This is a genomic window from Rhizobium moroccans (assembly GCF_057559155.1).
On the sequence record NZ_JBHFJG010000002.1, the window covers coordinates 141,401 to 168,383 of the forward strand.

Annotated in this window: 27 protein-coding genes; 12 read left to right on the forward strand and 15 right to left on the reverse strand. The window is 60.8% G+C overall.

All coding sequences use genetic code 11. The annotated features are described in order from the left end of the window. Positions 1 to 1,099, reverse strand: a 1,099-nt coding sequence (locus tag ACE04I_RS02395; protein WP_487206501.1) for an efflux RND transporter permease subunit, incomplete at its 3' end; no start/stop codon positions are given. After that, positions 1,096 to 2,328: an efflux RND transporter periplasmic adaptor subunit gene (locus ACE04I_RS02400; RefSeq protein ID WP_052760342.1), complete on the reverse strand. Its 1,233-nt coding sequence runs from the start codon at positions 2,326 to 2,328 to the stop codon at positions 1,096 to 1,098. The genes ACE04I_RS02400 and ACE04I_RS02395, both read right to left, overlap by 4 nt. Positions 2,329 to 2,626: 298 nt before the next feature. Here ACE04I_RS02400 and ACE04I_RS02405 point away from each other — a divergent pair, with 298 nt between their 5' ends. From ACE04I_RS02405 to ACE04I_RS02420, 4 genes are all read left to right on the forward strand, one after another. Further along, entirely contained in the window at positions 2,627 to 3,511 is an 885-nt protein-coding gene (locus ACE04I_RS02405; RefSeq protein WP_487206502.1) for a helix-turn-helix domain-containing protein, read from the forward strand. Between the two features lie 114 nt (positions 3,512 to 3,625). Next, positions 3,626 to 4,282 carry a 2Fe-2S iron-sulfur cluster-binding protein gene (locus tag ACE04I_RS02410; RefSeq protein WP_046793124.1) on the forward strand — a complete coding sequence of 219 codons (657 nt, stop codon included), beginning with the start codon at positions 3,626 to 3,628 and terminating at the stop codon, positions 4,280 to 4,282. Between the two features lie 3 nt (positions 4,283 to 4,285). After that, entirely contained in the window at positions 4,286 to 5,272 is a 987-nt protein-coding gene (locus ACE04I_RS02415; RefSeq protein WP_487206503.1) for an FAD binding domain-containing protein, read from the forward strand. 8 nt (positions 5,273 to 5,280) lie between these two features. Beyond that, on the forward strand, positions 5,281 to 7,545 hold the full coding sequence (locus ACE04I_RS02420) for a molybdopterin cofactor-binding domain-containing protein (RefSeq protein WP_487206504.1): 2,265 nt from the start codon (positions 5,281 to 5,283) through the stop codon (positions 7,543 to 7,545). Between the two features lie 385 nt (positions 7,546 to 7,930). Here the strand turns inward: ACE04I_RS02420 and ACE04I_RS02425 are convergent, their stop codons facing one another. The 3 genes from ACE04I_RS02425 to ACE04I_RS02435 all read right to left on the reverse strand — a co-directional run bounded on the left by ACE04I_RS02425 (position 7,931) and on the right by ACE04I_RS02435 (position 10,181). Continuing rightward, on the reverse strand, positions 7,931 to 8,209 hold the full coding sequence (locus tag ACE04I_RS02425) for a helix-turn-helix transcriptional regulator (protein ID WP_046793121.1): 279 nt from the start codon (positions 8,207 to 8,209) through the stop codon (positions 7,931 to 7,933). Positions 8,210 to 8,226: 17 nt separating this feature from the next. Next, the gene (locus tag ACE04I_RS02430; RefSeq protein ID WP_487206505.1) at positions 8,227 to 9,549 is read right to left on the reverse strand and encodes a type II toxin-antitoxin system HipA family toxin; all 1,323 of its coding nucleotides are present in this window, start codon (positions 9,547 to 9,549) and stop codon (positions 8,227 to 8,229) included. Positions 9,550 to 10,049: 500 nt separating this feature from the next. Further along, a complete protein-coding gene (locus tag ACE04I_RS02435) occupies positions 10,050 to 10,181 on the reverse strand; it encodes a hypothetical protein (protein WP_280950041.1) in 132 nt (43 codons plus the stop codon). Between the two features lie 185 nt (positions 10,182 to 10,366). On the opposite strand from ACE04I_RS02435, the gene ACE04I_RS02440 reads away from it, so the two are divergent. The 7 genes from ACE04I_RS02440 (at position 10,367) to ACE04I_RS02470 (ending at position 17,553) form a co-directional block, all read left to right on the forward strand. Then, a complete protein-coding gene (locus tag ACE04I_RS02440; RefSeq protein ID WP_487206506.1) occupies positions 10,367 to 11,287 on the forward strand; it encodes an ArsR/SmtB family transcription factor in 921 nt (306 codons plus the stop codon). A 112-nt stretch (positions 11,288 to 11,399) separates the two neighbouring features. After that, on the forward strand, positions 11,400 to 12,908 hold the full coding sequence (gene arfA / locus ACE04I_RS02445) for an arabinosylfuranosidase ArfA (RefSeq protein ID WP_487206507.1): 1,509 nt from the start codon (positions 11,400 to 11,402) through the stop codon (positions 12,906 to 12,908). A 27-nt stretch (positions 12,909 to 12,935) separates the two neighbouring features. Then, the gene (locus ACE04I_RS02450) at positions 12,936 to 14,033 is read left to right on the forward strand and encodes an ABC transporter ATP-binding protein (protein WP_046793117.1); all 1,098 of its coding nucleotides are present in this window, start codon (positions 12,936 to 12,938) and stop codon (positions 14,031 to 14,033) included. Continuing rightward, positions 14,033 to 14,908 (forward strand): carbohydrate ABC transporter permease, encoded by an 876-nt coding sequence (locus ACE04I_RS02455; protein WP_046793116.1) that lies wholly within the window; start codon positions 14,033 to 14,035, stop codon positions 14,906 to 14,908. The genes ACE04I_RS02450 and ACE04I_RS02455 overlap by 1 nt, the downstream gene beginning before the upstream one ends. Positions 14,909 to 14,910: 2 nt before the next feature. After that, positions 14,911 to 15,762 (forward strand): carbohydrate ABC transporter permease, encoded by an 852-nt coding sequence (locus ACE04I_RS02460; RefSeq protein WP_046793115.1) that lies wholly within the window; start codon positions 14,911 to 14,913, stop codon positions 15,760 to 15,762. Between the two features lie 83 nt (positions 15,763 to 15,845). Continuing rightward, the gene (locus ACE04I_RS02465; protein ID WP_046793114.1) at positions 15,846 to 17,156 is read left to right on the forward strand and encodes an extracellular solute-binding protein; all 1,311 of its coding nucleotides are present in this window, start codon (positions 15,846 to 15,848) and stop codon (positions 17,154 to 17,156) included. Between the two features lie 196 nt (positions 17,157 to 17,352). Then, positions 17,353 to 17,553, forward strand: coding sequence for a cold-shock protein (locus tag ACE04I_RS02470; protein ID WP_046793113.1), 201 nt, complete (start codon positions 17,353 to 17,355; stop codon positions 17,551 to 17,553). A 109-nt stretch (positions 17,554 to 17,662) separates the two neighbouring features. Here ACE04I_RS02470 and ACE04I_RS02475 read toward each other — a convergent pair whose 3' ends face one another. The 3 genes from ACE04I_RS02475 to ACE04I_RS02485 all read right to left on the reverse strand — a co-directional run bounded on the left by ACE04I_RS02475 (position 17,663) and on the right by ACE04I_RS02485 (position 18,848). Continuing rightward, positions 17,663 to 17,842, reverse strand: coding sequence for a hypothetical protein (locus ACE04I_RS02475; protein WP_046793112.1), 180 nt, complete (start codon positions 17,840 to 17,842; stop codon positions 17,663 to 17,665). Positions 17,843 to 18,168: 326 nt separating this feature from the next. Next, positions 18,169 to 18,606: a type II toxin-antitoxin system VapC family toxin gene (locus ACE04I_RS02480; protein WP_487206508.1), complete on the reverse strand. Its 438-nt coding sequence runs from the start codon at positions 18,604 to 18,606 to the stop codon at positions 18,169 to 18,171. Continuing rightward, positions 18,603 to 18,848 carry a type II toxin-antitoxin system VapB family antitoxin gene (locus tag ACE04I_RS02485; RefSeq protein ID WP_046793110.1) on the reverse strand — a complete coding sequence of 82 codons (246 nt, stop codon included), beginning with the start codon at positions 18,846 to 18,848 and terminating at the stop codon, positions 18,603 to 18,605. Before ACE04I_RS02485 ends, ACE04I_RS02480 begins: the two co-directional genes overlap by 4 nt. A 321-nt stretch (positions 18,849 to 19,169) precedes the next feature. Here ACE04I_RS02485 and fdxA point away from each other — a divergent pair, with 321 nt between their 5' ends. Continuing rightward, the gene (gene fdxA / locus ACE04I_RS02490) at positions 19,170 to 19,514 is read left to right on the forward strand and encodes a ferredoxin (protein ID WP_487206509.1); all 345 of its coding nucleotides are present in this window, start codon (positions 19,170 to 19,172) and stop codon (positions 19,512 to 19,514) included. A gap of 106 nt (positions 19,515 to 19,620) precedes the next feature. Here the strand turns inward: fdxA and ACE04I_RS02495 are convergent, their stop codons facing one another. From ACE04I_RS02495 to ACE04I_RS02525, 7 genes are all read right to left on the reverse strand, one after another. Next, a complete protein-coding gene (locus tag ACE04I_RS02495; RefSeq protein ID WP_487206510.1) occupies positions 19,621 to 20,889 on the reverse strand; it encodes an amidohydrolase family protein in 1,269 nt (422 codons plus the stop codon). 110 nt (positions 20,890 to 20,999) lie between these two features. Then, positions 21,000 to 21,923, reverse strand: a complete 924-nt coding sequence (locus ACE04I_RS02500) for a LysR family transcriptional regulator (protein ID WP_046793107.1) — start codon at positions 21,921 to 21,923, stop codon at positions 21,000 to 21,002. A gap of 37 nt (positions 21,924 to 21,960) precedes the next feature. Continuing rightward, complete coding sequence (locus tag ACE04I_RS02505; RefSeq protein WP_487206511.1) at positions 21,961 to 22,734, reverse strand: enoyl-CoA hydratase-related protein; 774 nt, start codon at positions 22,732 to 22,734, stop codon at positions 21,961 to 21,963. Then, a complete protein-coding gene (locus ACE04I_RS02510) occupies positions 22,731 to 23,891 on the reverse strand; it encodes a CaiB/BaiF CoA transferase family protein (RefSeq protein WP_487206512.1) in 1,161 nt (386 codons plus the stop codon). Before ACE04I_RS02510 ends, ACE04I_RS02505 begins: the two co-directional genes overlap by 4 nt. Further along, complete coding sequence (locus ACE04I_RS02515) at positions 23,888 to 25,246, reverse strand: FAD-dependent oxidoreductase (protein ID WP_487206513.1); 1,359 nt, start codon at positions 25,244 to 25,246, stop codon at positions 23,888 to 23,890. The genes ACE04I_RS02510 and ACE04I_RS02515 overlap by 4 nt, the downstream gene beginning before the upstream one ends. 90 nt (positions 25,247 to 25,336) lie before the next feature. Further along, the gene (locus ACE04I_RS02520; protein WP_046793103.1) at positions 25,337 to 26,170 is read right to left on the reverse strand and encodes an ABC transporter permease; all 834 of its coding nucleotides are present in this window, start codon (positions 26,168 to 26,170) and stop codon (positions 25,337 to 25,339) included. Beyond that, entirely contained in the window at positions 26,170 to 26,982 is an 813-nt protein-coding gene (locus ACE04I_RS02525; RefSeq protein ID WP_046793669.1) for an ABC transporter ATP-binding protein, read from the reverse strand. Before ACE04I_RS02525 ends, ACE04I_RS02520 begins: the two co-directional genes overlap by 1 nt. Between the last annotated feature and the right edge of the window lies 1 nt (position 26,983).

Below are 26,983 nucleotides of genomic sequence, written 5' to 3' on the forward strand. Positions count from 1 at the left end.
CGACGGCCGCGACGATCGTCGCGCGCCAGTCGCGCAGGAACAGGAAGACGACGACGATCGAGAGCGCCGCCCCCTCCAGTAGCGTGTCCATCGCGGAATGGTAATTTCCGGCTGTGTAAGAAACACTGTCATCGACAAGGCGGAAGCGGATCCCAGGATTGCCATCGCCCAGTTTCACGATGGCTTCGGCGACCGTACGGGCGACAGCCACGTCACTCGCGCCCTGGGAGCGGTAGACGGCAAAGCCGACAATATCAGTGCCGTTCAGCGTGGCGAAGGTTCGAGGCTCGGCCACCGTATCACGAACATTCGCAATGTCCGCAAGTCGCACGGTATTGTCTCTGGAAAGGTCAAGGCGCTGCTCGGCAAGCTCTGCTACCGTCTTTGCCGCCGCCGCCGTCGTCAGGACCTGCTCGCCTCCGTCGATCGCGCTTCGCCCGCCGGAGCGATCGAGCTGCGTTTGCAAAAGCGTTTCGTTGACCGCCGCGGCCGAAAGCGACAGCGCCTGGAGGCGATCGGCATCCAGCTCCACATGGATTTCGCGATCGGCGCCGCCGACCCGTTCCACACGTCCTACTCCGGCAAGTCCCTGCAGATCTCGGGTAACAACATCGTCGACAAACCAGGAGAGTTCCGCGGCGGTCATATCCTGGCTGAGAACCGCATAGGTGACGACGGATTGTGCCTCCTCCTCGATCCGCTCAATGACTGGCTCGTCGATCGTGCCAGGCAGGTCGCCTCGAATTCTGGCAACGGCATCCCGCACGTCGTTCATCGCCCGATCCGGGGAGACGAGCCCCAGTTCGAACTCGACGGTCGTCACGGATCGCCCCTCATGGATCGTTGATGCAAGGTCCTCGATTGCCGGCAGCGATGCGATCGCGTTTTCGATCGGCCGGGTCACCTCGGTCTCCAGCTCGACCGGCGTCGCTCCGGATTGCTCGACGGTGATCTTGACGGCCGGAGTGATGATCGTCGGGAAATAGGTGATGGGCAGTTGGGCGAAACTGTAGAGCCCGACGACGGTCAAAACGACGAAAAGCAGGATGGATGGAAGAGGATTTCGGATTGCCCAGGCCGAGACATTGCCGTTTTTCATGGCGCAACCCTTTCGCCGTCCATGGCCAGAAACGACGACGCCAGACGATCCACCGAGGGCGGGTTTGAGGCTGCGATGACTGGCTGGACTTTTTCCTGAGCCTTCAGGAACGCGCCGGATTTCAGGACAACCATTTCTCCATCGCTGACTCCGCTCACGATCTCCACGAAACCATCTTGCCGCGTACCGACCGTCACCCGACGTAGGTTAACGACGCCATCCTCGACGACGAAGACATTGCTCGTGCCGCTCGCGGTCTTGACCGCACTCCCCGGCAGGAGAATGTTGCGCCTCGAAGACGAGTTGATGCTGCCGCGGGCGAAAACGCCGGGTGTGAGCCCGTCGTGATCGTCAAGTTCAATGCGTATCTCGCCGCTGCGTGTCGCCGGATCGAGTTGCGCAGCGCTTAATCTCAATGTGCCGCCAAGCGGAGCCTCGTGCCTGGGCAAAGTGATTTCTGCGCGCATGCCCTCACGAAGCCGCACGAAACTGGTATCTGTGACTGTGGCGACGAATTCGATCACTGCATCCTTTGCGATGACGAACAGAGGAGCGCCTGAACTCGTCGACATGGCGCCGATGCGCGCGGTTCTGCTGAGGATCAGCCCGGAACTCGGAGCCCGGATCGTGCTGCGTTTAATCGTCAGCTCGATCTCCTCCCGCTCCCGAGCGATAAGCTCCGCATCCGCCTCAGCAAGAGCAAGTGATTGCCGAGCAAGGCCGAGTTCCGCCACCGCACGGGCATGCGCGTTTTGATGTTCATCGAGAACCTGTTGTGAAACCGCACCCTTGGGCTGCAGGGCGCGGCTGCGTTCCAATATCTTTCTGGCTTCCGCTTCGCTCACCAGCGCCACGTCGAGCCTGCTGGTTTCCACTGAGACGGCGGCCTTGGCCCGCAGGATGCTGACCGAATTCTTGTCGAGCAGCATGCGGGCAGCGGTCATGTCGAGCACGGCCAGCGCCTCGCCCTTTTCGACATACTGCCCCGCCTCCACCAATATCTGCTCTATCGCCTCCCCCTGGACGGATGGGTAAACGTGTATCTCCTCCTTAGCGGTGAGCGACCCTACGACAGGAACGCGTTCCGTCACTCCAGTTTCTCTGGCAACAACAACCGTGACCGGCATCTGGTCCTGCGCCTGAGTTACAGTCACAAAACCGAACCAAAGAAAAATCACGCCGAACGCCAGGCGCGTGTGTGATGTTGGTGATTGGGATATCCCAGCCATAGAACGACCTTCCGCTTGATCTGGAGCTATTGCATCCCAGATGATCCGGACCAGACCGTAGCGATCGCGCCGTCTATCGGTATGTCATCGCGTTAAGAAACGTTGCGCCGCCGCGATTCCATGCCCGGCCCACAGGGGTCATCCGGCCGTCACCCAAACCTTCAATCAGCGGCGATGGCCTCACGCCCTGTTGATCGGCACACGGCGATCACACGCGGTTATTATCAGGCGGCGGAGCGATCCTGCCTATATTGTGTGGAATGTCAGCGACGAACACGGTGCCAGCGAGGTTTCTTCCATGTCGAGCGAGCCGCTTTTCGGCGAAGGCCGTATCCAAACGCGTGAGGATCGTTCGCAGGCTCTTCACCAGGCCTCCTGGCTCGATGGCGCGGTGACCTTCGACCATCGGCACTGGGTCTGCAAGGACGTCGAGCTTCGCTGGAATGCGCCACGCCATGTGATCGTGTTGACCGAACGTGGGCGCACGGCGCGGACGCGCGTCTCATCCGGCAGCGACCTCGTCTATGACGGACAGGACCGGCCAGGTGCCGTCACTTTCGTTCCCGCCGGCGTCGAGCGCTACGGCATCTACCGCGAGGCCGACCTCAATTATTCGGCATTTTGGATAGACCCTTCGGCGGAAATCCCCGGCATCGACCGGTTGGCGCAGATGCCGACGACGGTGAACGGCAGCGACCCGGTCATGGCCGCGCTCCTATCCTCGCTCTGCATGGATCTGGCCGGCGGCATCCGGCCCGACGCGGCTTATGTGGAGCATCTGGCCGCACTCCTTTCCATGCGCATCGCCGCCCTCGACGGGAACGCACCCTCTACCAACCGTCCGGCCCCTCTCAGCCGGCCCACATTGGTGCGGGTGGGCGAGTTCATTGATGCACATCTTCAAGGCGACATTTCGCTTCGCGACCTTGCCGCGGCCGCCAACATGCCGGCGGATACGTTCGCGCGACGCTTTAAGACGGCGACCGGGATGGCGCCCTATGCCTATGTGCTGGAACGGCGCATCGCCCGCGCCGAGACGCTGCTGAAGACGACCTGTTCGCCGATCGGCAATCTCGCCCTTGCGCTCGGCTTTTCCAGCCAGAGCCATTTCACCTCTACCTTCCGCCGCCTGAGAGGCACGACGCCAAGAGCCTACCGCGCGGAATTTCTTCCCGGATCGTGACAGTTCCGCCGGGATCGTGGAAGAAGGGCCCAGCCTGAATTCCCATACTAGGATCGTTCTGAAGGACGGCGAACGCGGCGATGATGCCCTTTCGCCGAAGACGGAGACGATCCGATGACAGATGATAGGCAGCCTGGCGTCACCAGGCGAACAATTCTTGAAACCGGGACCGCAGCAGGCTTTTTCCTCGTGACGGGATTGCCGGTGAGGGCCCAGCCGCAGCCGGCGGCGATGGCGTCCGCCGCCCCAACGCAGGTAGAAACCGTTCCCCTGACCTTGCGCATCAATGCGCGCGACTTCGCCGTCGATCTAGACCCCCGGACGACGCTGCTCGACACCTTCCGCAATAGCCTCGGGCTGACCGGCTCGAAGAAGGGCTGCGACCATGGGCAGTGCGGCGCCTGCACGGTGCTCGTCAACGGACGGCGAATCAATTCATGCCTGACGCTGGCCATCATGCACGAGGGCGACGAGATCACCACAATCGAGGGATTGGCACAGGAAGGCGAGCTGCACCCGATGCAGGCGGCTTTCGTCGAGAGGGATGGCTTCCAGTGCGGCTATTGCACGCCTGGCCAGATCTGTTCCGCCGTCGGCATGCTGCAGGAGGCGGCGAGCGGCTGGCCAAGTCATGCCACTGACAACGTTGCCGCCGACACGGTGGAACTGACGGAAACGGAAATCCGTGAGCGTATGAGCGGCAATATCTGCCGGTGCGCTGCCTATCCGAACATTGTCGCCGCGATCCGCGATGTCAGTAAAGAGGCTTGAGGCATGAGATCTTTCACCTATCAGCGGGCAACGAGCTCGCAAGAGGCGGTCGCCGCGGTCGCCGCCAACCCGGATGCCAGGTTCATCGCCGGCGGAACCAACCTCCTCGATCTGATGAAACTTGGGATCGAGCGGCCGTCGCATCTCGTAGACATCAGCCGGCTGCCGCTGGCCGAGATAGAAGACACTCCGGAGGGAGGGTTAAGGATCGGCGCCGAGGTGCGCAACAGCGATCTCGCCGCCGACCTTCGGGTGCGGAACCGCTATCCCGTACTGGCCCAGGCACTGCTTGCCGGCGCGTCGGCGCAGATCAGGAACAAGGCTTCCACGGCGGGCAACCTTCTGCAGCGCACGCGCTGCTATTTCTTTTACGACCCCAACATGCCCTGCAACAAGCGTCAGCCGGGTTCCGGCTGCGCGGCGATCGAGGGCTTCAATCGCATGCACGCCATCCTCGGCACGAGTTCGGCCTGCATCGCGGTTCATCCCTCCGACATGGCCGTTGCCATGGCTGCACTGGATGCGCAAATCGAGACCGTCACGCCCGAAGGCGAAACGCGAGCCATTCCGATCGGCGATCTTCACAGTTTGCCGGGCGAGACGCCGAATGTGGAAACGGTGCTGCGGCACGGTGAAATGATAACAGCAGTCGTTCTGCCACCACCGCCCGCCGGTCGGCAGATCTACCGCAAGGTACGCGACAGGGCTTCTTATGCCTTCGCGCTCGTTTCCGTCGCAGCCGTGATCGATGCCGGAGCCGGTCGGGTCTTAAGCGCACGCATCGCGATGGGAGGCATCGCGCCGAAGCCCTGGCGGCTGTCCGAAGCCGAACGGCTGTTGAGCGGAGCGGAACCTTCCAAGGAGACCTTCGAGCAGGTGGACGACGCCGCATTCGCCAAGGCCAGAGGCTCGGGCGACAATGACTTCAAGATAATGCTCGCCAGGCGAACGCTCCGCGCCACGCTTGCCGCAGCAATCCGAACTGCATGAGGGCCCCCATGTCGGAAAACCGAACCAATGCATCCCCTTCGCACACAAACGAAACCTATATAGGCCGGCCGCTCGACCGGGTGGACGGACGGCTGAAGGTCACCGGTGGCGCGCCCTATGCCTATGAACATGTCGAAATCGCCGGTGCAGTTCATGGCTATATCCTCGGCGCCGCAATCGCGAAGGGCCGTATTGCCGCGATCGACACGGCGGAAGCGGAAAAGGCACCCGGCGTGCTTTATGTGATGACCCACCGAAATGCTCCGTCTCAGCCCGATTTCGGCCCGTCGGTGACGCCGACCGTCCCGGAAGTGTTCACCCGGGCGCGGCCGATGCTTTCCGACGACCGGGTGCGGTTCTACGACGAGCCGGTGGCCCTGATCGTGGCGGAAACCTTCGAGGCGGCAAGGGCCGCGGCAAGCCTGATCCGCGTCCGTTACGAGACGGAACCGGGTCGTTACGACATGGAGGCCCACCTTGCCGAGGCCTACGCGCCGCAGCGCACCAATGCGGGTTTCGAGACCGACAGTGCCGTCGGCGATTTCGAAGGCACCTTCGCCGCCGCGGAAGTCAGGCTCGACGTCTCCTATACGACGCCTTACCAGCATCACAACCCCATGGAGCCGCACGCGACCACCGCCGTCTGGTCGGGCGATGACCTCACCATCTATACCGGGGCACAGACGATCGCCAATTTCCGTGCCGGTATCGCCAATACGCTTCAACTGCCGCCGGAAAGGGTGCGTATCGTCAGCCCCTTCGTCGGCGGCGGGTTCGGCGCCAAGCTCATCGTCCATGCCGACACCGTTCTTGCCGCGCTGGCTGCCAGGGTGGTGGGGCGGCCGGTCAAGATTGCCCTGACGCGTCAGCAGATGTTCGCCAATGCCGGGCATCGGGCCAAGATGAAGCACGACGTCCGCCTCGGCGCCGACAGAAACGGCAGGCTGGTCGCCATCTCGCACGACGTCTTCTCCGCGACTTCGGGTTTCGAGGAGTTCTGCGAACAGACCGCCGTGTTCGTACGCGCGCTCTACGCCTCCCAAACCCGGCGCACGCGTCACCGCTTGATCGGCCTCGACACCAATCGGGGCGAATGGATGCGTTCGCCGGGCGAGGCGCCGGGCATGCTTGCCTTCGAATGCGCGATCGATGAGATGGCGGAGCAGCTCGGCCTTGATCCGATCGAATTCCGCATCCGCAACGAGCCCACGCGCGATCCGGAGCGGGATGTGCCCTTCTCCACCCGCAACCTCGTCGCCTGCATGCAGGAAGGAGCGAAACGCTTCGGCTGGGAAAGGCGCAATTCTCAGCCGCGCGCCATGCGGGATGGCCGGTTTCTGGTCGGCTACGGGATGGCAGCTGCCATGCGGCCGAACTATATCGGCGCGACGCGCGCCAGGGTGCGCCTTGGCGGAAACGGACACCTCACCGTTCAGGCCGACATGACCGATATCGGCACCGGCACTTATACGATCCTGACGCAGATCGCGGCCGATGCCACCGGCCTGCCGCCCTCAGCCATCACCGTCGAATTGGGCGACAGCAATTTTCCCCGCACCGCCGGTTCCGGCGGCTCCTGGGGTGCTGCAAGTTCCGGCTCAGCGGTCCACAATGCTTGCCTCGCCCTTCGCGAGCGGATTGTTGCCGAAGCGCGGCGGGCGGATCCGTCCCTTGCGAGCGTTGCGGCAGGCGATGTGGACTTTGCCAATGGCGAAATCCGCTGGGCAGGGCGAGGCGAACCACTCGGCCAACTCGTCGGCCGGCTCGCGCCTTCCGGCATCGAGGCGGAGGGCCAGGTGGAACGGGGAGACGATTACCGCAACTTCTCCCAGCACTCCTATGGCGCTCATTTCGTGGAAGCCGGCGTCGACATCGACACCGGCGAAATCAGAATACGCCGCATGTTGAGCACGATCGGCGCTGGCCGGATCCTCAATCAGAAGACTGCCCGCTCGCAGATCATCGGTGGAATGACCTGGGGTATCGGTGCGGCCTTGATGGAGGAAAGCGTCCTCGACCCGCGCTACGGGCACTTCGTCAACCACGACTTGGCGGAATATCACGTGCCGGTGAATGCGGACGTGCCGTTTCTCGAAGTCGTCTTTCTCGAAGAGCATGACGACAAGGCGAATGTGCTCGGCAGCAAGGGCATCGGTGAGCTCGGCGTCTGCGGAACGGGCGCGGCCGTGGCAAACGCGATCTACAATGCGACCGGCGTGCGGGTGCGGGAATTCCCCATCACGCTCGACAAGCTCTTGGCCGGCCTAGCCTGACGGAGAGCGCGATTGGTGACCGCGTTTCGGTTGAACGAAGCGGAGTGACGGCAAAAGCGGAGGACGACACCCCCGCTTCTCCATGTCCTGCGCAACGACTTAAAACCTAACAGCCCGAAATAAGGAATACGGGCCTCGCTCAGTATGGATCCGGCCCGTGTCATCGTGGATGGTGATGTGTACCACCTTGCAATATAACTCTGGCTTCGGTCGCGGGGAAAACGGTCAAGACCAGAGGGTCTGCCGGCTCCCTCTTCCGGCTCCATTCTGCCAGCTACTGCCCTGGTCTGGGTTCCTGCGTTGTCGGGTCCATGCCGCCAGTTCCCGGTTTCCCTTGGTGATGCGATGAGAAAGCATTCCTGGCGTGCTCACTCGAGTGCTTGGTTCAACCGCCTTTGGGTACAAAACCAATTCCGAATCCGAATAAACGACCGATCTTTTCCAATGTTTCGAGAGTTGGGTTCGCGGTGCCTGCTTCGATCTCAGCAACTTGGCGTCTGGTAAGCGACAGTGTCTTGGCAAACTCTTCTTGGGTCATACCGAAACCCTTTCGGATTTCTGCCACAGCACCGGGTAGCCTTAGGTCGCCAGTACGAGCACGCTCGGCCAGCGTTCGACGGTTTTCAAGAACCTCTTCTTTCGTGGGTTTCTTCCACCGAGCCATTCAGCGGTTCTCCGACATCATTGGCACGCCGCTAGAAGGCTGTCCGTTATCGCGAAGCAGCGTCCCATCGCACGGTCCAGTATCTCTGGAGACGCGCTCGAATCTTTCGCCATGGCCGGAGCCCGGCGCAGATGTTCGGCAAACTCGGAAAGAGCGGTCGCAAGCGCTTTCTGCTCTGCAGGATCAGGCATCAGTTCGGCGGAAATCCGTTTCCAATTGGGGAGGTGGTCAAGACCGCCGTCACGCATCATCGCCCATCGGGTGGAGCGAACGATACCCTCCTTGGCAAGCCGCATCGGCGCGAAATCAAAAAGCGGAGACAGCCGGATCGTGCCGTCCTGGTGTTTGCTCAATGCGGAATTCCGACCGTGATTGTCGGGATTACCGAGCGCCAGATTGGCGATGTCGCGCTTCAGGTATTCTACAATGTCCGCGAAGGGATCGGCCGAATTTTGACGCAGAACGTCGATATAGGCCTCATGCGTGCCGACATGGCCGAAATCGGCAATGCCGATCGCGGATACAAGGCTTTCCTGCCCTAGCCGGACGGTTCCGCCGCTTTCTTTTTTCTTCCGGTCGAAACGAGGAATAATCAGGACGCCTTCGGCATAGGTTGATGGTTCGCTGACATTCAGACCGATCTCTTGAGCGATCCGCGAATAGAGGGCTTCGCCTTCGAGGATCAGGCGGTCCACAGGCTCGTTGCTGCGTACTAGCTTGACGATGACGTGGCGCACGGCCTCATCATCGGTCACGAAGCTGTCGGGATAGTAGAGCCCGTCATTCGCCTGGGTCATCGAGACCTTCGGCCATTCACCTTGCAGGCCGCTTGAGCCGGAGGCGAGCATTCCAAAGCGATCCGCGACTTCCATGAAACGATCGGAGCGCTCTAGGATTTCCGCTTCTGTAACCCCTTGGCGCTCAACACCGCGCAGCCGTTCCGTTTCAGCCTCGGTCGCTTCCTTGATCCGGATATTGCCTATGCCGCCTGTCGCGGATCGGAGAAGCAGCGGCAGATCGGAAGCCCGTGAGCCTTCAGCAAGGCTGAGGTGCTCGGCAAGTTTTCGCCTTGCATGCCCCTGGGGTATAAGATCCAAAAGGAAGGGCGGCCAGCTGCGGCTGTATCGGTTTTCGAGGTCAACAGGATGACGTACTGACAATGCGCGATGGTCGCGGACCATCTTTCCAGCCGCGAACTCCGCTGATGCCACATTGACGAAATAGTCGAGATCGTAATCGACGATAGACGCGCCCTGGAAGCCGGCGGCGGCGTCCTTGATTTCCACCGTCGCAGCGTAATGCCACTCACCATCAAAATGGGTTTGGAGCGTTAGGCGCATTAATTGACCCTTTCAATGGTACGAATAATGCATTTTTTCCATTTATTCAACCCATCAAAACGGGTGAATAGCTACCGCTAGACCTACCAACTACCGAAACGGCCATGAAGCATTCTGACCCTGCTGACCGTTTTCGACCTCTCCGCCGGGCTGCGCGTGAGATGGCGCGATGAGTGATCTTTCCTGCCCTGTCTTGTGCTTGGTTCCGGCACGTTGGTTTTTACGATAGGCATGCCTGGTCGGGCATGACACTTGCTCAACGCGCAGATCGAAATCCATGCGGACGGCATGATCCGCCTCCATGTCGGGCGCATAGAAATCCCATTCTGCGCATTACAGAGGCGCCGCAGGTCGAGATATATCTGATCGCCCGGCCCGGCGAGCCGCCGCTGGGGTGTCGGAGAGGCCGTGCAAGGGCGGTGCGGGGCCGCCGTCGCTAACGCCGCGGCTTCATCGGATGCCGAACAAGATGGCCGCCGCTCAACCCATGAATCCAGTGTTTATTGATCTATGGCATGCGGCGACGATGGTCCGTTGTTCGGGTCCACCGAGGCCATGAACGGCCTGACTGCGAGCATGGCGATCAGAACCAGCACGACAATGCTCGCCAGAAGGATGGTACGTTTGCCCATGTGAACCTCCGCAGGTTGTTCCTGCAAACCCGCAGATAACAGGAGAGTTCCCTTCCGCCGGTCCGCAAATACAGCCTTGCCGATGTCAAATCTGACTGGCGAGGTGCGCGAGATGGATTCCTCTTTGGCCTTGATCGGATCAGAAAACCAGATACAAATCAAAAAATGCATTGAGGGAGCGCATTTTGAGCAGTCGGTTTCTGATGATCACGCCTGAGGACGGCAAAGAAGTACTCAAGTGTCTTGCAGCCCCCGCCCGGCTCTCTATACTGGAACTGCTCCATGCAAGCGGACCGCTCAATGTCAACGACATTGCCGACAGGCTCGACCTGCCGCAATCCACCACGTCGACGCATCTGAACCAGATGGAAGAGGCCGGATTGATCCGCACCGAGGTTCAGAAGGCGCGCAAGGGCAGTCAAAAGATCTGCCATGCCGTCCACGACGAGATCGTCATAAGCTTTTCCAGCCCGAAGGAAACGGTTGATGAGGCGATCGAGGTGGCGATGCCGGTCGGCCTTTACAGCGGATATGACGTCTTTGCGCCCTGCGGTATGTGCTCGCAGGAAGGCATTATCGGCTATCTCGACAATCCCGATACCTTTCTGGCGCCGGACCGCATGAAGGCGGGCCTCCTCTGGTTCACCCGCGGCTATGTGGACTACCAGTTTCCCAACAATGCCAGGATAAAGGGAGCAGAAATCCGGGAACTGGAACTGCTTCTGGAACTGTCCTCGGAAGTGCCCGGAACGTCCGATAACTGGCCGTCGGACATCACCATCTCCATTAATGGCAAGCCGATTGTCACCTGGACTTCACCTGGTGATTTCGGCGACCGCCGCGGCAAGTATACGCCGGACTGGTGGAAGCTGCGCGGCAGCCAATACGGCGTCCTGAAAAGTTTTCGCGTCACACCGACCGGCACCTTCATCGACGGTGTGCGCGTTTCCGACACCTGCCTTGCCGACCTCGCCTTGCTGGAGCACCGCTCGATCCGGCTACGCATAGAAGTGCCGGAGACGGCGAAACACCCGGGTGGCATCAACATCTTCGGCCGAGGCTTCGGCAATTACGACCAGGACATCGTCCTGCGCCTGAAGGCCTGAGCGACCCCTAATGCAAAATTCCAGCGACCGGCTTGACGGCCGACCGGACCCGTGTATTTTATCCTTAATTCAGATATATATCTGATAATATGATATGCATGGGAGGAAGAGAATGCGGGCAGTCGGGACCGTCCACAGCGGTTATGTGGTCAGCACGATCGACGCGCGACTTTATGGCTCGTTCATCGAGCATCTTGGACGCGCGGTCTATAGCGGCATCTATGAGCCCGGCCATCCGACCGCCGACGAGAACGGCATGCGCCGCGACGTCATCGACCTGGTGCGTGAGCTGGATGTGCCGATCGTGCGCTATCCCGGTGGCAATTTCGTCTCCGCCTATAACTGGGAGGATGGCATCGGGCCACGCGAGGAACGTCCCGTCCGGCTCGATCTCGCCTGGCACAGCTCCGAGAGCAATCACGTCGGCATCCATGAATTCGCCGACTGGGCGAAAGCCGCCGGCACCGAGATGATGCTGGCGGTCAATCTCGGCTCCCGCGGCCTCGACCAGGCACGTGCCTTCCTCGAATACGTCAACCATCCCGGCGGCAGCTACTGGTCGGACCTGCGCCGCAAGAACGGCCGCGAGGAGCCCTGGAACGTCAAGATGTGGTGCCTGGGCAACGAGATGGACGGCCCCTGGCAGATCGGCCAGAAGACGGCGGACGAATATGGACGGCTGGCCTTTGAAACCGCGAAAGCCATGCGCGCCTTCGACAAGTCGATCGAGCTTGTCGTATGTGGTTCTTCCTCGCCGAAGATGCCAACATATCCGGCATGGGAAGCGACCGTGCTCGATTACACCTACGATTCCGTCGACTACATCAGCCTGCACATGTATTTCGACAATCACGCCGGCGATACGGCCGCCTATCTTGCACAGAACGCCAAGCTCGACGACTACATCGCCACCATCGCCGGTGTCATCGCCTTCACCAAAGCAAAGAAGCGGTCGAAGAAGGATGTCTATATCAGCTTCGACGAGTGGAATGTCTGGTATCATTCGCGCGAGCAGGACCGGAAGGTTCTGGAGGGCAAGGACGGCTGGCCGCACGCCCCGGCGCTTTTGGAAGACATCTACAATTTCGAGGACGTGCTGCAAGTCGGCTGCATCCTCAATACTTTCATCCGCCGGTCGGATGTGGTGAAGGTCGGCTGCCTTGCCCAACTCGTCAATGTGATCGCACCGATCATGACCGTGCCAGGTGGTCCGGCCTGGCGTCAGACAACCTATTATCCATACCTTTTCGCCTCCCGTTACGGACGCGGCAAGGCGCTGCAGCTGGCACTGGATTGCCCCGGCTATGCGACGGATTTCGCCGACAATGTCGCCTATCTCGACATCTCCGCGGTGGAAACGGAGAGCGATGGCGCACTGACCTTCTTCATCGTCAACCGCCACCAGAGCGAAAGCATCGATCTCGATCTCGCGCTGGAGGGGTTCGGCGAGCGACGGGTGGTGATGGACAAGGTGATGGAAGGGCACAGCCTGCGCGCGACGAACGGTCCTGAAACCGAAGCGATCGTGCCGCAGGACGGCACCGGGGTCGACGCTTCGGGCAGACGGCTGCGGGCGAGGATTTCGCCTCTCAGCTACCGGATGATCCGGCTCGGCGCCTGACCGCGGCCACGACAGGGAGGAGGAACCATGTCGGCATCGATCAAAATCAGCAATGTCACCAAGCACTATGGCGCATTGACCGTGCTCGACGACATCTCGCTGGCCATCCAGCCGGGAGAATTCGTCGTCTTCCTTGGGCCTTCCGGCTGCGGCAAGTCGACCTTGCTTCGCATGATCGCCGGGCTGGAAGACGTTTCGGCGGGAACGATCTCGGTCGGGGATGCGCGGGTGGACACGCTTCCTCCTGGACAGCGGGGGGTTGCCATGGTCTTCCAGTCCTATGCGCTTTATCCGCATATGACGGTGGCGCAGAACATGTCCTTCGGGCTGGAAAACATCAAGATGCCGAAGGAGGAGATAAAGCGGCGCGTCAAGGCGGCAGCCGAAACCCTGGAGATCGGCCACCTTCTGGAGCGCAAGCCGCAGAAACTGTCGGGCGGCCAACGCCAGCGCGTCGCCATCGGCCGCGCCATCGTCAAGGAGCCGAAAGCCTTCCTTTTCGACGAACCGCTCTCCAATCTCGATGCGGCGCTTCGCGGCCGCACTCGGTTGGAGCTTGCCCAACTTCATGCCCGTCTCGGCAGCACCATGATCTTCGTCACGCATGACCAGGTCGAGGCAATGACGCTTGCCGACCGCATTGTCATCATGCACGACCGCAGGATCGAGCAGATCGGTACACCAATGGAGGTCTACCAGAAGCCGGCGACGCGCTTCGTGGCGAGTTTCATCGGCTCGCCCGCCATGAACTTCCTGCCTGTCACCGCCGTGCAGAACAATCCAGGCGGCCTCGCCGTCACGACTGTCGGCATAGGCACGCTACAAACCGCGATCCATCCCCAGGCCGGGTTCTCTCCACGGGGTGCCACTCTCGGCATCCGCGCCGAAGACATCGTCGTGCTGCCGCAGGGACAAACGGGAACGCCGCTCAAGGCGGAGGTCATCGAGCGGCTGGGGGACAGATCGCTCGTCTACGGCGTGCTCGAAGACGGCACGAAGCTGACTGTGGAGGTAGATGGCCGCAGCGCGCTTGTCATCGGAGACAGCCTGCATATCAGCTTCGACCCGGCCACCCTCCACCTCTTCGATGAAAGCGGCCAGGCCCACCGGACGGGGGGCGATTGATGGCAAAGACCTACCGTCGCAGCCAGTGGAGCCATGGGCTGTTCATTCTGCCCTATCTTTCGGCATTTGCTCTGCTGCTCGTCTTCCCGTTGTTCTGGGGTATATGGCTCAGCCTGCACAAGGTGGATCTTTTCGGCCCCGGCCGTTTCGTGGGATTGGCCAACTATGTCCGGGTGTTTGCCGATCCGGTCTTCCTCCAGGCACTTCGCAACACGATCGTCTTCGTAATCGTCAGCGTTCCCTCGCTGGTGGCGCTTGGGCTTTTCCTCGCGCTCGCGCTCAACAGGACGACCCGTGCGACCTCTTTCTTCCGCGGGCTGTTCTTCTCGTCTTCCGTCCTGTCGGTCACCATCGTGACATTGATCTGGCGCTTCGTGTTCATTCCGGGCGACGGCCTGATGTCGGTTATCTTCAAACACTTGGGCGCCGAGCCGATCCACTTCCTGTCGACCAGCGGGTGGTCGCTATTTTCGATCGGCGTGGCGACCGTCTGGTGGTGCCTCGGCCTGCCGATGATGCTGTTCCTTGCCGCGCTCCAGCAAATTCCGGCGGATCTCTACGAAGCCGCCGCGCTCGACAATGCCAGTCCTTGGCGCGTACTGACACGCATCACCCTGCCCTCCATCGCGCGCACCATCATGCTGGTGACGATCATCCAGATCGTCATGCAGTTCCAGCTGTTCGGACAGGCGCAATTGATGACCAATGGCGGCCCCAACGGCACCTCACGTCCGCTTGTCATGTACATTTATGAAGTCGGGTTCGTGCGCTGGGATATCGGCAAGGGCGCGGCAGCCTCGCAAATTCTGTTCCTCATCATCCTATGCGCGGCCATGGCCCAATACGTCGTCTCGACGCGCAAGACGGAGAACTGAGCATGGCTGCGAACAACAAGACTTACAAACCCGACGCCTTGACGACCAATCCTACGCTGCTGTGGATTGCCGGCGTGCTTTCGGTGGTCATGATGGCCCCGGTTGCCTGGCTGGTCGGACTATCGATCAAGAACAACCAGGAACTGATGCTGGGTACGGATTCGGTGTTCCGGCTTCCCTACACCGCAGTCAATTATCTCAACATCCTGCAAACCTCGCGGGTGTTCGGCTGGTTCTTCAACAGCCTGGTCGTGGCGAGCGGCCAGACACTCGGCGTCCTGGTGCTCTCCTCGCTGGCGGGCTATGCCTTCGCCAGGCTGGAATTCCCGTTTCGCCGCACATTGTTCGTCATTGTGCTGTTCGGACTTGCTGTTCCCGAGCAGGCCGTGATCATCGCGCGCCACCAGATGTTCAACTGGTTCGGGTTGCACAACACCTATCTTGGCCTCATGCTGCCGGGATTGTCCTCAGCTTTCGGCGTCTTCCTGATGACGCAGTTCTTCCGCGCCATCCCGAAGGAGATCGACGAAGCGGCGCTGCTCGACAACGCTTCCCAGTTTCGCATCTTCTGGAAGATCATGCTGCCGCTCACCCTGCCCGCGCAGGCCACGCTCGGTATTTTCACCTTTCTGCATGGATGGAACGACTATTGGTGGCCGCTGATTTCGGCAACCAAGAAAGACATGTTCACGCTGACGGTCGGCATCGCGTCGTCCCAGACGAATTTCGCGCAGAGCGAGGGCTTGGGCTTTCTGGCCTCGCAGGCCGTGTTCGCAAGTCTGCCGGTGCTTGTCGTCTATCTGATTTTCCAGCGCCACATCGTCACCGCCGTGTCAGGCGGCGCTGTGAAGTAGCCTGGTGCGGCCGGGAGGAGTTCGGTCGCGCCAGTTTCAATCAACGGGCCCGAGCGCCCGAAACCGAAGGGAGAGAGACTGCCATGAGACGTATCCTTTTAAGCACTGCAGCACTGATTGCCCTCACATACGGCTCCGCTGCCCAGGCAAATACGACGATCGAACTCCAGCGCTTCTTCGGCGCATGCGATGCCGATTACGGCAATGTCACTGACGTATCCTCGGCGGTCGGTGAGTGCGGCATCATTACCGCGCTGATCAACAAGTTCGAGGCCGACAATCCGGATATCAACGTGAATGTTACGACCGTCGAATGGCCGGGCTACGATCAATTGAACGCACAGCTTGCCTCGGGGGCGGCCCCCGACGTGGTCTCGATGCACTATTCGGCGATCTCCGACTATCAGTCCCGCGGCCTGATCGAACCGATCGACGAGGTCCTCGCAAGCCAGGGCATCTCGCCCGACAGCTTCACCGATGCGGCTCGCGGTGGCGTGACAAAGGAAGGCCAGATATTCGGACTTCCCTTCGACAACTGGACCATGCTGTTCCATGTCAACCTCAATCTGATGAAGGAGGCGGGTCTCCTCAACGCCGATGGCACGCCGATCCTGCCGACCTCCGCCGACGAACTGATCGCGCAGGGCAAGCAGTTCAAGGAAAAGACCGGCAAGCCCTATCTCGTGCAGATCCTTGCAAACGAGACGGCGTCCTATGCCCGCATTCTCTACACCCTGTTGCAACAACAGAAAGCCGATTTCTTCGCCGACCCAACGAAGATCAAGTTGAACACGCCTGAAGCCAAGGCCGCGGTCGAACTGATCAAGCGCACCAAGGACGAGGGAATTACCACGCTCGGGCTCGACTATGCGGCCGCCGTTTCCGCTTTTGCCAATGGGGACGGAGGCATATCGGTCAACGGCACCTGGTTGATCGGCGACTATGTCGCGCAAGCGGAAAAGGCGGGTACGGCGCTTTCCGGCGGCTATACCGTCTATCCGGTGCCGCAATTGTTCCCTGCGCAAGACAGTACCTATGCCGATGGCCATAGTTGGGTCATGCCCAAAAAGGACCGCTCCCCCGAACAGACCGCGGCGATAGCCAAGCTGTTCAAGTTCCTGGCCGAGAACGACTTCCAGTGGGCACGCACCGGCCACCTGCCGGCTGTGAAGACCGTGTTCGACATGCCGGAGTTCAAGAGCCTGCCGCACCGCGAGAACATTGCGGAGATTGCCGAGACCGGCCGCTCGCTGCCCGCCGCCGTCCAGCGCCAATTCGCCATCCAAGACATCATCGGTGACGAAATCGGAGCTGCCGTGAACGGCGACAAATCGATCGAGGATGCGCTTTCCGGTGCGGAAAGCCGGATCAACGACTTGCTTGCCAATATCTGAGCTGTCGTCACCACGCGGCAAGGATATTTCCACTGCCTACCTCCCACGGGGCTCTGCACGGCTGCGGTCGTATGGAGCCCCACCGGGTCAAAACCCGCTTAGATTGCCGAATCTAGGAAGAAAGGATTGCAGACTGGCGCTGCGATGAATAAGCTCCCCCCGCGGCACGAATGCCGCTCAGCTCACGAGGATGTTTATGGCTACCGGTACGGTTAAGTTTTTCAATCAGGACAAGGGTTTTGGGTTCATCACGCCCGACAATGGTGGAGCAGATGTGTTCGTCCACGTGTCGGCGGTGCAAGGTGGATCGCTCCGAGACGGAGACAAAGTCAGCTACGAGCTGGGTCAGGACCGCAAGACCGGAAAGTCGAAAGCGGAAAACGTCACACTGGCTTGATCGGCGCCCTGCGCTAAATGGCCCTTTAGCGACGCCGCTTGTTCCAAGCGGCGTCGGCATTGCCGTGCAAAGTACGATCGCATCATCGTTGATGATGGCGACTTGAAAACTAGCGCGGTTCAAACAACAGTATAATGGAGAGGGCGATCAACAACGGTCCCATCCATCGAAAATGCCGTGTGATTTTAACAACCCACGGAACTTGAGTATTGACCTTCACATAGCCAAGGCCTGCCGCCGTCATCCACATACCGGCGCAGAACATGATGATCTGGTCAATGTAAGCCATCTGCCGTTAATTCCTTACCCGTTCCGGAGAATTGAACCGTGAGTCTCGCTCCCAGGCAAGGGAGAATTCATGGCTACGTTCGCGTGCTGTTCTGCCGTCAGACTGACGGAAAAGCGATGGACCGCCTAATCATCGTGGACGGACATTTGGTGCGCTTGGCATGGTGGCTCTAAACTGAGTCGCCCTCTTTACCACCATGATGTGACCGATTGGACCGCATTCTTCAGGAGGCCTGCTGATCTGGTTTCTGGCGCCGCTCGTCAAGGCATTGCAGGCGTTATGTTGGCAAGCGGCTACATCTATGTGCTCTGGCGTGAACGCATCCGCTAAATGAGCGCGAGGTCGGTTTTTGCGAAATCGTCGCCTTTGTACAGCAGCTTGAGCCGATACGCTTTGGCGCAGGCGTACGCAAAGCAATCACCAAAATTCAGATCTGCCGGATGGCCAATTGCCTTTCCGTAGATTGTGGCCACATCGAGGGCGCGTTTCCCAATCTCGCTGGAGATATCGATCTCGCGCGCTTCAATATCTTGCACGAATAGGTCGACCGCCTCCCGGGCGATCTCGAGCATCTCCGGGGTGGGAGCGGTCGGCTTCTTTGTTTGTTGCGCCCGGGCGCGAGCAAGCGACACAGTCGCCTCGTAGCGAACCAACGGCGAAACGAAAAAGGGTCCGTCGCTTTTCTCGAGCCTGTCCAGCAGCTCATCCGCATCCGCTTCTGGCTTCAGGATAGCGACGATAGCTGAGGCGTCGATGAACATCATATATCACCCCACATTTCGTCGGTGTATTTCTTCATGTCGAAATCGGGATCGCCAAGGCCAATCTCTTGCGCCTTGGCGCGCGCGCGGGCAAGCTTTTCGCGAATTGGCATGGCGTTCCGGGTGCGCTCGATCTCATGGCGCAGGGCGCGCCGAACCGCCTCAGTCTTGCTCGGTGCATTAGTAAGTCTTTGCAATTCGACGGCGAGGGACAGCACGTCATCATCACGAACATAGAGCGGCATCTGGATATCTCCTTCGTGGATATCCGAGTATCACATTTATGGATATTCAGCCAGTCCATTCTAACGAGAGCGATCAAGAACTTTTCGTCGGCTTATGGCATTGCGACATCCGCCGCGCATCACCCCCCGTGAACCTGAGCGGGGCCACAAGCATCGGTCCGAGCCCGTCATGATTTGATGTTGTTTATCGTGGACGTCTGCAGCGTTGCCTTTTCGGCAATCTCTAAAGCAAAAAGCTGAACTTCCCCACAATACCTGTTTCTGGAACAGTATCTGGGAGGTTTTCTGCTCTGGTTTCGCAGAAGCCTGGAGGGGATCATCATGACCTACGTTATCACGGCGCCGTGCATTGACGTCAAGGATGGCGCATGCACCGTCGCCTGCCCTGTCGATAGCATTTATGAAGGCGGACGGATGTTCTACATCCATCCCGAGGAATGCATCAATTGCGGCCTTTGCCTATCGATCTGTCCTGTCGATGCGATCGTCTGGGATGAGGAGATCACCGACGACAACCGCCTGTTCCTCGACGTTAACCGCGAGTTTTTTGATTCGTCCGTGACCGGGATCGGATCCCCGGGCGGGTGGGATCGAAGCCGTTCCGTGGCGAAGGATCATCCTTCCATAGCGGACTTCCCGAAAAACATGACAGCATCGCACTCATAATCGGAAGAGAGCGGCGCGCGGCGAAACCCTCCAACTTCGTGCGGCTTCTTGGCACAAAATCTCTGCGCACATTGCTGGAATTTTTTGAACAACGAGAAGCGGGTGGTCATTCCCACTCGGTGTAGAAGTCGCGGGTTGCTCGTGCGAGCGCTAGTGCGCTAGCGCGCTCCGCCTGCAATCGAGGCAAATCGCCGCGTGCCTGCTCCAGTAATTCCCGTCGCGCGGCCTCGAATTCGATATGGATCAACTGACCGTCACGCAAGATTTCCCGCCCCGCGACGATTAATCCCTTGGCATGTGCGCCGCTCATGCGGGCCATCAAAACCTCCGTCTCATCAACGTCGTCAAACAGACTGTCGGCAATGAGCGCTGCGTAGTCGATGACCACGTAGTCCTCAGCCGCCGGCATGTTGAGGACCTTCGCGCCGGTCCAAATCGCGGCGTCGAACAGATCGGCCGCAGTGAGACTGCGGGTAACCTCGCGACCGCCGTGCAGCAGATAGGCCAGCCGCAGCTCGCGCCAGAGATCCTGGTCGTCGTCGAATCCGGTCCCGTCGAGGCCGATGGCGAATTCAGGCCCCTTCCGTGTCATTGTCGGTAGGGGCGCGACGCCCGAACGCAGCCTGAGATTGGCCGACGGGTTGGATACAAGCTGCACGCCACGCTCGGCAAGCAGATCCAGTTCATCCTCGTGAAGCTGGACGCCGTGGGCGACGGCAAGCAGCGGCGAGAGGAAGCCGATCTCGTCGAGATAGCGCACCACGCCCTGTGGAAAGCGCCGGTCGAGCCAACGCCGCTGGCGTGGGCTTTCGAGCAGGTGCATGTGGATACGACGGCTGTGCAGCGCCGATACCTCGGCGATGGTTTCCAAAAGCCTGTTCGAGCACCATTGCGGGCCGATAGGCCCGAATTGCACGTCGATCATGGGATTGTCGTTTTCGGCCGCCACCTGCAGGACAGCCTCGATCTGGCGGGCGATCGGCGCATAGCGGGGGACCGAAGGGGCGAGCACCGACCAGTCCTCTGTCGACAGGAAGCGCCTCAACCGCTGCGGCCCACCGTCATAGGCCCAAGGGTCAAAATCGAGCAGCGGACAAGACAGGGCGAGCCGGATGCCGACTTCGGATGCCGCCCGGATTACTGCCCCGGCCTCCTCGACCAGACGGTCGACGTTGAGCGAGTTGTGGCAATGCATGGTCGCGCCGATGCCGGTCAGCGCCAGCCGGGAGAAGGCTACGAGCGCCTCCAGATAGGGATCGGTGCGCGGCCGCAAGCGTAGCGACGGGATCCAGACCTCGAGCGCATCGTCGACGCAGCCAAAATCGAGCGTGCGGATACCGTAGCCGTGATCATGGGCATTGACGGGCGCGGGCATGAGGAGTGCGCCTGGCCTCAGCGCCTCGGCTGGAACTCTGGCCGGTAGACGGTCGTGCAGGGCGGGCTCATGGCCGGGCCGCGGCAGGAAACGTATACCGGGGCTCTGGGTCAAGTCTGTATAACCTCAATGATGGTGTCGCTGTATTTCTGGAGCCCACGGCTGAAGGCCTCGATCACGGCTTCGGCGGCATGCGTCAATTGCCGCCGTTTCTGCACAAGAATGCCGATATGGAGGTTCTGCAGCCGTGATCCCGAAATCGGCAGCGGGACGATATCGCCTGATTTGATTTCGTCCATGAAGCCGAGCGGCGTGAAGAAGGCCACCCCCTGCCCCGACATGATGAAGGGCTTGAGCATCATCTGACTGTTGGAGATGACGAAGGAACGCCCGGTCCGCTCAAACACCGAGAGCTCGATCTCGATCAACGACCGGATCGGCTGCGTGTCGAGTTGGAGAAGCAGATTGAACTGCGAGCACTGGAGAAGGGAAACCGTCTTGTGTTTCGCCAAAGGATGGTTCTTGCCGACGCACGCCACCAGCGGCATCGGGACGCGAAAGACCATCTCGGTGTCGTCAGGCCGGGCAAGGTCGAAGGTCAATCCGAGATCGACATCGCCCTTTGCGACATAGTTGGTAATGTTACCATGACCGGCTGTCTGTATGTAGAAGCTGACCGCGGGATGCTGCGCATGGAACGCGCTCACCTGCTCGGGCAGGAATTTGACGGTGAGGCTATCCAGGCAGGCCACACGCACGCGGCCGGTCTTCTTTCCCTGCATGGCGCCGAGATCGCTGCGCAGGATTTCAAACTCCCGCAGCGTTCCCTTTGCATGCCGCAATACCTCCTCCCCGGCTGCCGTCAGGCGCAATCCGTTAGAAAAACGCTCGAAAAGCGTAATCCCAAGTTCATCCTCGAGCTTCTTGATCTGACGGCTGAGCGCGGATGTTGCGACGTGCAGTTCTTCCGAAGCCTTGCGGATCGAACCGGAGCGGGCTACCGCGGCGAAATATTTTAAAATACTTGCGTGCATACCCTTCCCCGGTTCGACGCTGCTGTCTATCGCATGTCTATCGGCCTCTCCAGACCGGCGCACGCTTTTGCTGGAATGCCGCAACGCCTTCCGCCGCATCATCGCTCTGTAAGGCCTTGATCAGAGCCGGTGTCCTTAAGGATTGGGCCTCGGCCGGCGAGAGGTGCCCGGTGCGGTTTACCGTCTGCTTGATAGCCTTGAGCGAGAGCGGTGCGCAGGCGACGATCTCAGCAACCCAGAGGTCGACTGCTTCGTCCAGCCCTTCGGCCGGCACGACTTGGTTGACGATACCGAACTCGAACATCTCTGCCGCACTGAACTGCTTGCCGGTCATCAGCACCGCCATAGCGCGATTGAAGGGGATCTTCCGCTGTAGCAGCACCATGCCGCCATCGAGTGGCATGCGGCCGACGCGCGCTTCCGGCAGGCCGAAGCGTGCCGTATCGGCGGCGATGACGATATCGCAGCCGAGCACCATCTCGAAGCCGCCGCCCAGCGCGAAGCCGTTGACGCGGGCGATCACCGGCACGTCAAGGGACCGTCGGAACGCCAGGCCGCCGAATCCGTCGGGCCGGCTCTCGACCCAGTAATCGACACCAGATTTTCCGACACCCTTGAGGTCGGCGCCGGCACAGAAGGCCTTCGGCCCGGCCCCGGTCAGCACAACGCAACTGACGTCGTCGCGGGCTTCGATCTCGCGCCAGATCCGGTCCAGCTCCCGTTCCGTCGCCGCATCGACGGCGTTCATGCGTTCGGGACGGTTGAGCGTGACGCGCGCCACGCGGTCGGCAACGGCGAACTCGACGCTCATGCCGCGTTCCCCCGCCGGGTGGCATTCAGCGCGCCAAGGATTTCCTCGTTATGTTCGCCAAGACGCGGGGGCGCGATGCGGACGGAAACGGTTGCTGCCGACATGTCGATCGGCGAACCGATCAGGCGGATGGGACCGGCGGCCGTCTCGCCCGCTTCGAGGATCATCTTGTTGATCAGCGTCTGCTCGTCTTCGAGCGCCTCTCCGATCGAGCGGACAGGTGCGCAAAGGATATCCACCGCCTCCAGGCGCGTGATCCAGTGCGCCGTCGCCTTTTTCGCGAAGTTTTCGCGGAAGACCGCCTGAAGCTCAGGGCGGTGCGCCATCTGGGAGTCGAAATCGGCGTAGCGGGGCTGAAGCGACAGATCATCGATCTCCAGCGCCACGCAGATGTCGCGCAGCGGATTCTGCTTGAAGGCGCCGACCATGACGATGGCACCGTCAGTCGTCTCGTACACGCCGGTCAGCGGGAAGGCGCCCCAGTTGAGTTCCTTGTTGCGCATCATATGGACGGTACCCTCCTGCATTTGCATGGCGAGCATCGAGGAGTAGAGGCTGACGGCGACCTGCTGGCCCTCTCCAGTCTTATCCCGATGAAGCAACGCCAGCAGGATACCCTGAACGAGATGCATGCCAGCCGAGAAATCGGCCAGCGGCGTGGCGTAGATGGAGAGCGGATGGCTCTGGTCGGACTTTCGGCGCATCACGCCCGAGACCGCCTGGGCGAGCACGTCCTGCCCGCCCTTGTGTTCGTAGGGCCCGGTCAAGCCGTAGCCTGTGCCGACCGCATAGATCAGCCGCGGATTGCGCGCCTTCAAGGCGGCGTAGCCGAAGCCCATCCGCTCCATCACGCCCGGACGGAAGTTGTTGACGACCACGTCTGCCCCGTCGACGAGCGCGAGCACCGCTGCGCGCGCGTCCTCGCGCTTCAGGTCGAGCGCAAGGCTACGCTTGTTGCGGTTGAGTGAGCAGAAGACAGGATTGTTCAGCCCGTCCGGATCGGAACCGAGCGACCAGCGCGACAGGTCGCCGATCTTCTCCTTTTCGATCTTGATGACGTCGGCGCCGTAGTCGGCGAGCATCTGCGTGCAGCACGGACCGAGCATCACCTGCGTGAAGTCGATCACGCGGATGCCGGAAAGGGGGAGGTTTGTCATTCCGCTGCCTCCAGGTAGCTGGCGTTCGCGGACGGAATGTCGCCAGGATCGGCCCCTTGCGCCCGCATCAGTTTCTGAATGGTTCTGATATCGGCTTTACGAACGGTCGTGCCGGCGTTGAGCGCCACCGTCGCGGCGATGCCGGCAGCCTCGCCCATGGCCATGCAGGGCGGGATCTCACGGCTTGACTTTTGCGCCTGCGGCGTCGCCGAATAGTGACGGCCTGCCACGAGGAGCTGGTCGATCTCCTTCGGAAGCAGCGCGCGATAGGGCGTATAGTAGTCGCGGCCGCGGCAAACCGTGTCGGCGAAATGCCGGCGGTTTATGACGTCCTCCTTGGTCACTACATACTCGCCCTGCAGCATGCGCGTCTGGCGCACGCCCGTCTGGGGCGCGAAATCGACTACAAAGGCGTTCTCGAAACCGGGAAGCTTCTCGCGAGCAAATTCCAGCAAGCGGCCCATGCGGGCTCGGCCTTCGAGTTCAGCCGCCGTCAGGTCTTCGACCTTCAGGCCGGAGAGCTTCGGCATGTGCGGGCAGTTGAGCCAAACGACACCCGGCAGCGGGGTCTTCAGCCACCAATAAGCCCAGCAGCCGCCGATCAAACGCTTGGCCTCATGATCGAGCACCTTGAAGCGCGCCGGCTCCTCGAATTCGAAGCGCTCTGCCGCCTCGGTGTCGACCCCGCCCCAGCGCGAGACGGTGGTGACGATGAAGCTGTCCTCGACATGGGCGGCGCCCGCGTTCGCCGCAACGTCGAGGTCGCCGGTCGCGTCGATCACGACGCTGCCCATGATTGCCTCGAGGCCCGCCTTGGTCTGGCAAATGACGCCCTTGATCACACCATCCTCGACAATCGCCGAGGAGAACCAGCTGTGGGTGCGCAGCTTGACGCGCGTTTCCGCGAACAGATCGTAAGCTGTCTGCTTGAATGCATCCGGGTCAAAAGCGGCGGCGTAGCAGATCGGATGCGGCGCAGAAGGCGTATGGAAGTCGAAAAGCCCCCAGCGCGCCCAGCGCCGCCAGCTTTCCGGCAGGTCGCGAGCATCGAGCTGGCGATCGTTCTCATCGGGCACGACGCAAAGGTTCTTCTTGCGCATGCGTTCGATCATCTCCGTGCAGATGCCCTGCACGGTGATTTCGAGCCCGTTCACCATATCGTCAAGCACGAGCACCATACCTCCCGCGGCCAGGCCGCCGGCATAGGGATAACGTTCGACAAGTGTCACGCTCGCGCCGTTGCGGGCTGCGGAAACAGCTGCGGAAATTCCCGCCGGCCCCCCGCCGACGACAACGACATCGGAGCGATCGACGACTGCCGCAGCCCCCTCTGGTACTCTGATCGTATTGTTCATTGTGTTTTCCTCCTGTCGGGCAGACCGACGCAATAGCGACAGCGGGCGGCGACCGCCGCACTCGGTTGAACGGACGACATGAAATCGAAATCAATCGTGCGCAGCCGGCTTCCAGCGAATGACCTTTTTCTCGACGATCGAGACGGCAAAGAAGAGCACCACCGCAAGCGTTGCCGCGATCACCACCGTCGCGTAAAGCAGCGGCGAGCGGAAATTGTAGGTCGCCTCGATGATGAGGGCGCCAAGGCCGAAGCTCGACCCGATCCACTCCGCGACAATGGCCCCCATGACGCTGCTGGTCGCGGCGATCTTGAGCGCGGCAAAGAGGAACGGCAGCGAGGCCGGCAGGCGGACCTTCCAAAAGATCTCCGAATTGCTCGCCGACAACACTCGCATGAGGTCCAGCATTGCCGGGCTGGTGGATTTCAGGCCCTGCACCATGTTGACCAGCGTCGGGAAAAAGCAGATCAGGCCGGCGATGATGATCTTCGGCGCGAACCCGTTGCCCACAAGCAGAACAAGGATTGGCGCGAGCGCGATGATCGGGATCGACTTGATGATCACAGCGATTGGATAGAAGGCCTTCTCGGCGAGCGGGCTATAGACGAACCAGACGGCGAGCAGCACCGCGACGAGATTGCCGAAGACGAAACCCAAGGCCGCTTCCATCAGGGTCGGCAGCAGGTTGGTCCAAAGGATGCCGGCGTTTTCCTTGAACGCGTAGAGCACCTCAACCGGGCTCGGCGCCATGAAGGTCGGAACCGAGAACCCCCAGACGATTAGTTGCCACAGTAAAATACAGCCGACGATCGCAAGCGCAGCAGGCAGGTTGTCGAGCAACGGAGCGAGTAGTTTATTGGCTGCGGCGGCCTTCTTGGTCGACACGGGCACGGTATTTTCTGCCGAATGAATGGTGTCGGTCATCAGCATTGCTCCAGCAGGGCGCGTAACTGCGCGGTGATCCGGATGAACTCCACCGTGTCGCGCATGGCCAGAGTACGCGGACCAGGCAGATCGATCTTCATGAACTCCTTCACCCGGCCGGGATGAGAGGCGAGCATGAGAACGTATTGGCCAAGAAAGACGGCCTCGGGAATCGAGTGGGTGACGAAGAGGATCGTCGTACCCGTTTCCTGCCAGAGCCGCAGGAGCTCCTCGTTAAGCTTGTCGCGCGTGATCTCGTCCAGAGCGCCGAACGGCTCGTCCATCAGGAGGATGCGCGGTCGCGTCACAAGGGCGCGTGCAATCGCCACCCGCTGGCGCTGCCCACCCGACAACTCGTGCGGCAGGGCGTTTTCGCGGCCCTTCAATCCGACAAGAGCCAGAAGCTGCTCCGGATCGGCGAAGGTTGTGTCGGAATCCCGCCTTCCAACCTCCATTGGCAGGCGCACATTCTCGATGGCCGAGCGCCAGGGCAATAGGGTTGCGTCTTGAAAGACGAAGGCGAAATCGCGCCCTTCCCGCGCCTTGCGCGGCATTTGGCCAAGCACCGAGACCGAGCCGTCGCTGATGTGCACCAGATCGGCGATGCACCGGAGCAGAGTCGATTTTCCGCACCCGGAGGGGCCGAGCATCGTCACCAGCGCTCCTTCCTGGATCTGCATGGAAACATCCTGCAGGGCAGTGAATTCGGAGCCTTCATTGCCGAAGCGGATGTGAAGGTTGCTTACGGAAACAGCCGGCGGTGTCCCGTCAGTGGGCGGGGCGGCGTAATTCTGCTTCAGAGTGATCGGCATG

What these genes read in the sequence shown, in the direction of transcription:
- ACE04I_RS02400 (WP_052760342.1), bottom strand. Translation starts at nt 2,328, where the DNA reads ATGGCTGGGATATCCCAATCACCAACATCACACACGCGCCTGGCGTTC.
- ACE04I_RS02405 (WP_487206502.1), top strand. Translation starts at nt 2,627, where the DNA reads ATGTCGAGCGAGCCGCTTTTCGGCGAAGGCCGTATCCAAACGCGTGAG.
- ACE04I_RS02410 (WP_046793124.1), top strand. Translation starts at nt 3,626, where the DNA reads ATGACAGATGATAGGCAGCCTGGCGTCACCAGGCGAACAATTCTTGAA.
- ACE04I_RS02415 (WP_487206503.1), top strand. Translation starts at nt 4,286, where the DNA reads ATGAGATCTTTCACCTATCAGCGGGCAACGAGCTCGCAAGAGGCGGTC.
- ACE04I_RS02420 (WP_487206504.1), top strand. Translation starts at nt 5,281, where the DNA reads ATGTCGGAAAACCGAACCAATGCATCCCCTTCGCACACAAACGAAACC.
- ACE04I_RS02425 (WP_046793121.1), bottom strand. Translation starts at nt 8,209, where the DNA reads ATGGCTCGGTGGAAGAAACCCACGAAAGAAGAGGTTCTTGAAAACCGT.
- ACE04I_RS02430 (WP_487206505.1), bottom strand. Translation starts at nt 9,549, where the DNA reads ATGCGCCTAACGCTCCAAACCCATTTTGATGGTGAGTGGCATTACGCT.
- ACE04I_RS02435 (WP_280950041.1), bottom strand. Translation starts at nt 10,181, where the DNA reads ATGGGCAAACGTACCATCCTTCTGGCGAGCATTGTCGTGCTGGTTCTG.
- arfA (WP_487206507.1), top strand. Translation starts at nt 11,400, where the DNA reads ATGCGGGCAGTCGGGACCGTCCACAGCGGTTATGTGGTCAGCACGATC.
- ACE04I_RS02450 (WP_046793117.1), top strand. Translation starts at nt 12,936, where the DNA reads ATGTCGGCATCGATCAAAATCAGCAATGTCACCAAGCACTATGGCGCA.
- ACE04I_RS02455 (WP_046793116.1), top strand. Translation starts at nt 14,033, where the DNA reads ATGGCAAAGACCTACCGTCGCAGCCAGTGGAGCCATGGGCTGTTCATT.
- ACE04I_RS02460 (WP_046793115.1), top strand. Translation starts at nt 14,911, where the DNA reads ATGGCTGCGAACAACAAGACTTACAAACCCGACGCCTTGACGACCAAT.
- ACE04I_RS02465 (WP_046793114.1), top strand. Translation starts at nt 15,846, where the DNA reads ATGAGACGTATCCTTTTAAGCACTGCAGCACTGATTGCCCTCACATAC.
- ACE04I_RS02470 (WP_046793113.1), top strand. Translation starts at nt 17,353, where the DNA reads ATGGCTACCGGTACGGTTAAGTTTTTCAATCAGGACAAGGGTTTTGGG.
- ACE04I_RS02475 (WP_046793112.1), bottom strand. Translation starts at nt 17,842, where the DNA reads ATGGCTTACATTGACCAGATCATCATGTTCTGCGCCGGTATGTGGATG.
- ACE04I_RS02480 (WP_487206508.1), bottom strand. Translation starts at nt 18,606, where the DNA reads ATGATGTTCATCGACGCCTCAGCTATCGTCGCTATCCTGAAGCCAGAA.
- ACE04I_RS02485 (WP_046793110.1), bottom strand. Translation starts at nt 18,848, where the DNA reads ATGCCGCTCTATGTTCGTGATGATGACGTGCTGTCCCTCGCCGTCGAA.
- fdxA (WP_487206509.1), top strand. Translation starts at nt 19,170, where the DNA reads ATGACCTACGTTATCACGGCGCCGTGCATTGACGTCAAGGATGGCGCA.
- ACE04I_RS02495 (WP_487206510.1), bottom strand. Translation starts at nt 20,889, where the DNA reads ATGCCCGCGCCCGTCAATGCCCATGATCACGGCTACGGTATCCGCACG.
- ACE04I_RS02500 (WP_046793107.1), bottom strand. Translation starts at nt 21,923, where the DNA reads ATGCACGCAAGTATTTTAAAATATTTCGCCGCGGTAGCCCGCTCCGGT.
- ACE04I_RS02505 (WP_487206511.1), bottom strand. Translation starts at nt 22,734, where the DNA reads ATGAGCGTCGAGTTCGCCGTTGCCGACCGCGTGGCGCGCGTCACGCTC.
- ACE04I_RS02510 (WP_487206512.1), bottom strand. Translation starts at nt 23,891, where the DNA reads ATGACAAACCTCCCCCTTTCCGGCATCCGCGTGATCGACTTCACGCAG.
- ACE04I_RS02515 (WP_487206513.1), bottom strand. Translation starts at nt 25,246, where the DNA reads ATGAACAATACGATCAGAGTACCAGAGGGGGCTGCGGCAGTCGTCGAT.
- ACE04I_RS02520 (WP_046793103.1), bottom strand. Translation starts at nt 26,170, where the DNA reads ATGACCGACACCATTCATTCGGCAGAAAATACCGTGCCCGTGTCGACC.
- ACE04I_RS02525 (WP_046793669.1), bottom strand. Translation starts at nt 26,982, where the DNA reads ATGCCGATCACTCTGAAGCAGAATTACGCCGCCCCGCCCACTGACGGG.